Raw genomic sequence first — 6,720 nt, 5'->3', positions numbered from 1 at the left:
GAGACACCACCTGAAATTAATTAACTAAATTATACAGGAAAACAGGGTACCTTTCCTCAGAATTGAGGTAAGGTACCCTGTTTGTATGATTTGGACTTTTTCAGCGGCCTCCGGTTTACGCGGTGCTTGTTTTTATGTCTTCTCTCACTTGAATGAGGAAAAGTCTTTTGATGTTGTATTTAGAATTTAATCAAATCTGTCTAGAACTTTTTCGCTGAAGCAAATATTGAGCTAAATGAAAAAAGAGGATGTTTAAAATAATAATACCTAAGTACACGAAAAACGAATAGGAAAGGTGCCAACCTTTATACTTAAACACATGTGCCAAATCGGCGAGCCATTCTAATCCTGTTATCAAAAATGAAAAGCTAGCAATAAAAATGATAAGGCGTGTTCCTTTCATTTTCCACCTATCATATAAATTCAACATTATATACATTACCGGTGAATAGGAAAAGAAATAAAGCATGAAATCAAAAATTTCATATTTATGACTGTCATTTACATCATAAAGATCATAAGGCGGTAAACCAATCAAAAAATCGCATGTCTGCCCAAGCGTGACGTTAAAAAGCAGAATGATCGTCGTCAGTTCGGGTGAAAACCGCTTTGTCAGCAGAAGAGTAATAACGATGACAGTTGCTGAGGAGAAAATGATAAACCATTCATTGAGGTCGAATCTTTCAGGTAAATATAAAATCATGTAATAGCCTGCTTTCTCAGCAATTTCCGGAACCATAAAATAAAGCAACCCGATATGACAAGCACGATGAGCCATTCAATAAAAGAGTATCCGATATTCCAACGCTTAAACGTAAAAAAACCGGACCTGTGAAATAGCTGCTCCATGCCGAACATTCCCAATAACCATCCTCCTGTTAGAAACACTTTTATGAAAAAGGATGATTTGGTATAGAAATACGAATAGAACAACCATAGTGTGACACAAGGAGCGAAAATGATTAGGTACATATTCAGAAACCAAAACACAGAAATTTTCAAATTAAGTTCAATCATTTCAGTGTTTAATGTGATCATTGTATGAATCTGTTGAATCAGTACTGAAATAACCATTAAATATGAAATAATCTCAATCGTACAAAAGATTTTCCGCAGAAAAAGTAGTGTGGACAATCCTCCCACTGAAAGGATTATCATGATAGTGATAGGAAGAGTCATGAGATGAACCTCTATTCTCCGTTTAGTCCACTTTATGGCCTAGTACACGATTAAAGAATATTGATACTACATACACAATTATATAATTCCTTTTCTCTGGAAAAAAATACGATTGCTGAATAAGCAAACTGATTTTCCTCCTAGAATAAAGTAATCAATCGAGATCGGTTATTTTATACTTTCTTTCGAATGAGTGCCACACCAATCATACATAATGGGAGCAGTAATCCAAATGTGAAGGCATAAGGAAACCATATTTTTGAAACGAAGTTAAGGAAATAGCTTTCGTTTGGGTATGAAAGAATGGATAACACAATCAGAATCATCCCCAATGGGAAAAGTAGGGGGCGAATTTCTTTCATATTCATAATTTGAGCGAAACTAAGTACTGAAGCGTAGAAACAGATTGTAAGTTTAAAAAAGATCGTAATAAACCAGATCCCCGCCATTATGACTTCCACTCTTTCCAGAAATCGACCAACGCTGATGATTTTAGCTAAGTTATAACTTGGATACAGATGTCTTGCGGTCATACCTGCACCAAGAACAAGAATCGATATCAAAGTTAAAATAATCAATAATAATCCCGCGATCATCGTTCCCACAAGAAAAGCTTTATTAGCTTCTTTGGCGCAATTCACACAAGGAATAACCATTAATACTACAATAAGTTCCATAAAGGGGGTTCCCGTAAAGGGTAAACTCGCTCTGATGACAGGAATAATGCCATCGCCAAGTATAGGTTTAAGTTGAATGACTCGGATTTGCGGCAGTAGAAACAAAACCATAGCAAAAAAGAAAAGCATAACCCACGGAAAAAAAATCTCTCCCGCACGTGCAATCGTTTCAAGACCGAGCCAAATTGCCATAATAACGACGCCGAGAAAGATCATGAGAATAAATTGTAGCGGCGTATCTGGGAGAACCTGGGTTGTTATAAAGTCGCCGATGTTACGTAATACTAGCGCTGCAAGGAGGAAGAAAAAACTAAAGTAAAGTGAAGAAACTATTTTACCTATCCAAATGCCGAAAATTCCCTCGCACATCTCCATCAATGTTTGTTTAGGAAATTGCCTTACCAATGCATGATATAAAAATACGGTCAGCAAACCAAGACATACAGCTAGAATGCCGGCTATCCATGCATCTTGTTTTGCTTCCGTGGCGAGGCTGGATGGGGTTATTAATATGGAGCTTCCTACTGTAAATAGTGTGACGAGAATGGTAAATTGCCGGATACTAATTACAACTTTCCCCATATATTCACTATACCTCCTCTCGTATTAACTCATTTTATTGCAATAACCCAAGTATGAATTTGCTAAAAGGTTGAAAAACAAAGGTGATGAAATCTAAAGGATTGGGTATTCTCATATGCAAACTTTGGACAATGCTTAGTATTGTGCCTAGCAATAATAAACCACAAACAATTATGAATTCTTTATACTGCCTTTTCTTCATAAGCGATGGGATCTCCAGTATCGCGATACCTGTAGAAGCCAAAAGTATTGCAGCAATAGTCCACATTTCAATCATTCCTTTGTTTTTTGTACCAGAGAATCACTTACTGTACCCAGACGGCGAATCTTCACTTCTGTATTTACAAGCACAGGTAAATCAAGGAATTGTTCCTGCCAGTTGCCTTTGTTTTCTTTCCAATATTTGGGGTCGGCACGATAAATCGCTTCACCAAAACCGAAAATATCCGCATCATATTTTTTTGCTTTTTGAATAGCGGAATACACGATGGTTTGCACTTCTTTTTGCGCTGTTTTCTCAAGTTCCATTATGCTTTGAGGATCCATGAGATCGATTTTACATTGGACTTCACCCACATTATCCTCTAGAAAAACATTTATAACAATTTGAGGTTTGCCGTTCTCCACTTTTCCTCTCATACTCGTTTTAGTTCGCACCACTTCAAGTGCTAGAGTCCCGCCTTTTGGGCAAGTTAGATTTCCGATCGTGCTTTTAACGTTATCTAAAATATAATTGTAGCCTTTACTTTCTTTTTCATTAAGCCAACCTACAAGTTTATCTTTTTTAAAAATCGCGATTCCCGAATATTGTAAGTATGATATTGGGGCTGTTCGATTCAGATTACTCAATGAGCCACCTTTGCTCGGATCACCTTTGATTTGTATGCCTGTTAATACAGGATCTTTTCCCTCTGTTTGCAGATCGTTAATTAATGTATCTAATCTTACTTTTACCGTAGGAGCCCAAACCTTTTCAGACAACTCTAAAGTGGAAAACAATTTATTTGCGGGGATTTTCTCGATAGGCGTTAGAATATTTAAAACATTCTCAGCAGTTGTTCCTCTGGCTACAACGATATAGAAATCAGATCGCATTTCATGATTTCTTGAAATCCCATCTAGAATGGGCGTAATCCCTTCTCTAGCCAATTCTTCGCTGATCACAAGAATCCGAAGATGGGAAGAATACACCTTTCTGGGGCTTTGTGTAGTCATCTTTCTTAAAGCTTCAAAAATGGTTTTGGATGTCTGTTTAAAGGTGCTTACGGGTGTACTCACACCAGACCCCCCTCTCTTGGAAGCTACTGCACCGGGATTAACAATTTGAATCGTCACCTGCACTTGATCATCTTTTTTATCAAAACCCATACCAACCGAAATGGCGAGATCATTAAGCTCGCGCCGACTCCAGCATCCCGTTAATAATCCCATCATGATGAACAAAGCCAAGGACAGTATTACATATCTTCGCATTACCCATGACTCCTTATCTACGACCTGGTTTCAGGCTTATTCGAAGAAGCATTGTTCTCACGAATGTTATTTTTTTGACTGATGAGCCGCGGCCTTGCAAATAAGGCCCATTGCGGAAAACGAAAAATGGTATCTTTCTGATCCTCTAAGATAAACGGTGCCATTGGAGACATGTATGGAACTCCGAAAGACCTTAAACTGCACAAATGAAGGACGATAGCGATAAGCCCCACAGTAACACCAAATAAACCAAAAGAAGCCGCGATAAGCATTAAAAGAAATCTTAAAATCCGAATCGTAATCCCCATATTGAAGGAAGGAATCACAAAATTAGAAATGGCCGTGATGGCTACTATAATAACCATCGCAGGAGATACTAAACCTGCTTCTACTGCTGCTTGCCCGATGACTAATGCTCCAACAATTGATACAGCTTGTCCGACAGTCTTCGGTAATCTCACTCCGGCCTCTCGAAGGATTTCGAATGTAACTTCCATGACAACCGCTTCGATAAAAGCTGGGAAAGGGATCCCTTCTCTTTGAGCGGCTAAACTGATCAAAAGCGTGGACGGCAACAGTTCTTGGTGAAAGGTGGTAATAGCAATGTATAAGGATGGAGCCAACAAAGATATGAAAAAACAAACATAACGAAGAAAACGAAGGAGTGTTGCAAAATCCGCTCGTTGGTAATAATCCTCAGCAGATTGATAAAATTGAGTGAACAAGGCAGGCGCCATAAGCACAAAGGGAGTACCATCGACAAGAATAGCAATACGCCCTTCCATTAAACCTGCGGCGATAACATCGGGGCGTTCCGTATTGTATAAGGTAGGGAATGGCGTGTATGTTTCATCTTGGATCAATTCTTCGACATTACCACTTTCAAAAATCGCATCAATATCGATACGCCCGAGCCGAATTCTTGCTTCCGTCACCAGCTTGTCATTCACAATTCCATTCATATACATGATAGCGACTTCCGTCTTGCTTACACGCCCGATTGTCATAGATTCCATCCATAAGTTGGCGTCTTTAATTTTGCGTCTAATGAGTGCTGCGTTGGTGCTTATTTGCTCAGTAAACCCTTCCCGGGGTCCCCTTACGACGGATTGAGTGGTTGGTTCTTCAACAGAACGACGCTCCCCGCCTTGTGTATTCGACGCCAACCCCTGTACACAACCATCCAGTAAAATAACCGTTAAACCCGATAAAATAGATTGAAATAAGGTTTCATAATCAGGAATATCACGAACTTGACCAAGTGTACTCATTGAATTTCTTAAAGCATTAAGCGGATACTCACATGAATCGACTTTTAGATTTTCAGTAAGCAGGGTTTGAATCGAAATTGGATTAACCAGTCCATTGATGTAAATAGTACCCATTCGTATCGAATCTCCTTCATTGAGAAGGATGGTTTGGGTAACGATATCGTTACTATTTCCAAAAGCTTTCTTGATTTTGTCGATGTTAAGATCAAGCGACACCTCAAGTGACTCCTTTGAGCTCGACAAGCCACTCTGATTGAGCCTTGTTTCCAATGCGTGGCTATTGCTATTCCGAAAAATTTTCTCGATGAAATCCATGGTATCCCCACCTACTCAAGTATTCTTAATCGTTGAAATTGACTTTCGAAATGCACTAACCCCAAGTATGAGTAGTGGGTACACCAGCCCAATAGTTATCGCGTAGGGGATAAAAGTTTTGGAATCAAATTCTGCCATATAAGCAACATTGGGATATACCACAAGCGAATATACAACAAGAAGCATCCCTAAGGGCAAAACGAGCGGACGATAATCTTTTATATTCAAAATTTGAGCTAGCCCTATAACGAAACCATAAAAATAAAAGGTTGCCTTAAAATAAACCGTTAGAAACCATATCCCCGCTATAAGGATTTCAACACGTTCCAAAAAATTACCAATGTTTATCTGTTTGGCTAAAGCATAACTTGGAAACATATGTCTTTCCGTCATTTTAGTTCCCAAAACCGATATGCATAAAAAGGTGATGATGACAAAACAAATTCCACCTAGTAAAGCAGCAATTAAGTACGCTTTTTTTGCTTTTTGATTATGATTGACATGAGCTGGGAATATCATAAACAGCACGATTAAAGGAAGTGACGAAGTACCGGCAACGGATAAGGCCGCTTTTATTAGTGGTTTAACTCCAACTGTGAAAATAGGCTGCAACTTTTCAATATGAATCTCCGGTAATAGACAAATAACCAAAATAATAAATAACATAATGATCCATGGAAAAAAAATCTCTGCTGCACGGACTAAGGTTTCAAGCCCAAGACGCACGCCCATGACAACTACGATGGCAAATATTAGATTTACGGCTTGTATGGGGGTTTCAGACATAACTTGTGTGTTCACAAAATTCCCCATATAAAACAAGACCGTAGCCGCTCCTATAAAAGCAAAAAAAATAAAAATGAAGGAGAATAACTTTCCAAGCCATTTTCCAAACAATCTTTCATTGTATTCGACTAGGGTCATGTGAGGAAAATAATCTCCTACTCTGTTGTATAAACAAACGACTAACAAATTTAGACCAACTCCAAGGATAGCTGCTATCCAGGCATCTTGTTTGGCATCCGCGGCAAGTCCAGACGGAATAATCAGAATTGTAGTCCCTATCGTATATATGATCACAAGTACAGCAAATTGGCTCACGGATATTTTAACGTCATTCAACATATTTCACTCACCTAGTGATTCAATTTAATGATACTATTCCCATATTTCCATAAATCATCAACAAAGTATGTCTTACCCAATTGTCTCCCATAAGATGT

At 38.5% G+C, this 6,720-nt stretch carries 5 protein-coding genes; all 5 read right to left on the bottom strand.

The annotated features are described in order from the left end of the window. Window positions 1-190: 190 nt before the first annotated feature. Complete coding sequence (locus tag AC58P7_RS19565; protein ID WP_497345752.1) at window positions 191-778, bottom strand: hypothetical protein; 588 nt, start codon at window positions 776-778, stop codon at window positions 191-193. Between the two features lie 574 nt (window positions 779-1,352). Continuing rightward, on the bottom strand, window positions 1,353-2,438 hold the full coding sequence (locus tag AC58P7_RS19560; protein WP_497345750.1) for a GerAB/ArcD/ProY family transporter: 1,086 nt from the start codon (window positions 2,436-2,438) through the stop codon (window positions 1,353-1,355). Between the two features lie 273 nt (window positions 2,439-2,711). Continuing rightward, on the bottom strand, window positions 2,712-3,911 hold the full coding sequence (locus tag AC58P7_RS19555; protein WP_497345748.1) for a Ger(x)C family spore germination protein: 1,200 nt from the start codon (window positions 3,909-3,911) through the stop codon (window positions 2,712-2,714). Between the two features lie 17 nt (window positions 3,912-3,928). After that, window positions 3,929-5,497, bottom strand: a complete 1,569-nt coding sequence (locus AC58P7_RS19550) for a spore germination protein (protein ID WP_497345746.1) — start codon at window positions 5,495-5,497, stop codon at window positions 3,929-3,931. Window positions 5,498-5,512: 15 nt separating this feature from the next. Beyond that, the gene (locus tag AC58P7_RS19545; RefSeq protein ID WP_497345744.1) at window positions 5,513-6,622 is read right to left on the bottom strand and encodes a GerAB/ArcD/ProY family transporter; all 1,110 of its coding nucleotides are present in this window, start codon (window positions 6,620-6,622) and stop codon (window positions 5,513-5,515) included. Window positions 6,623-6,720 lie beyond the last annotated feature (98 nt).

It is taken from the genome of Paenibacillus sp. J22FR5 (assembly GCF_059691975.1).
Note: the sequence above shows the minus strand (reverse complement) of the source record. Positions and strands in the feature narration are given on the sequence as shown.